The sequence below is a fragment of the Gemmiger sp. An50 genome (assembly GCF_002161595.1).
Classification (GTDB): Bacteria; Bacillota; Clostridia; order Oscillospirales; family Ruminococcaceae; genus Allofournierella.
In genome coordinates this window covers 1-819 of sequence record NZ_NFID01000041.1, presented here as the reverse complement: position 1 = coordinate 819, position 819 = coordinate 1, and the positions used below count along the sequence as shown (strand labels likewise).

General features: G+C 55.8%; 2 protein-coding genes. Both read left to right on the top strand.

Features of this window, described 5'->3' with window-relative positions; translation table 11 throughout:
* Positions 1 to 632 (top strand): PDDEXK family nuclease (locus tag B5G03_RS17530; protein WP_206423649.1); only part of this gene is annotated, 632 nt, incomplete at its 5' end.
* A 17-nt stretch (positions 633 to 649) separates the two neighbouring features.
* Positions 650 to 819, top strand: a 170-nt coding sequence (locus B5G03_RS18200) for a DUF6809 family protein (protein WP_481808422.1), incomplete at its 3' end; no start/stop codon positions are given.

The following is an 819-nucleotide window of genomic DNA, read 5'->3' as shown; positions in this document are numbered from 1 at the left end:
TGGGCAAGCGGGTGATTGCCACCGCTCAGCTGGGTGAGATCTGGCACAAAGAAGACGGCACGCCCATTTCCCGGCACAACAGCTACAACGATTTTGTGGGCGAGCTGATCCTGCCGGAGCTGCCCCGTGGTGTTCTTGCCACTCTGAACAACAAGACCGGTATTGACCGCAACGACCCGGACTGGGACAAGGTCTTTGAAGCGCTGGCAGAGTTCCCGCCGCAGAAAAATGCCGCCACATTCAGTGAGGATGAACTGAAAAAGAAGTGGATGAAAATTCTCAAGGCAGCAAACCCTGAGGATGAGGTGACCAGCGAGATTTGTGTCTGGCCCACCGGTACCCGTGTGGATGTGGTGGACAAAGGAGGAAATGGAAAATGCGATATCTATGAGCTGAAGACCCGGAAGGCGGAGCCGAAGGATCTGTACCAGCTGCGGATGTACTGGGACGGTCTGGTTCTGGAGGGAATTCAGCCCACCCGGGGAATTCTGCTGACAAATGGCTATTCTGACAGACTGCAGGAGATGGTGCGCATTCTGAACACCCTGCCCACGCCCAGCTTCCCGGACGGACGGCCCAGCGCGCCCTACAACTTCTCGCTGGCCACCCACAAAGAAAAGCAGCTTCTGTAATAAAGGAGGGAATCCGCATGGTACTGGATGCAATCTACCGGGGAGAGTTGCTCCCCTGTGAAAACAACATGGAAGGAAACAGCCGGCACAAACAGGCGGGCAAGGAGATTGAACAGCTCCTGAAAGACCTGCGGAACAATCTGAGCGAGGAGGATATGGCGCTGGTGGACCAGATGCTGGAACAGAC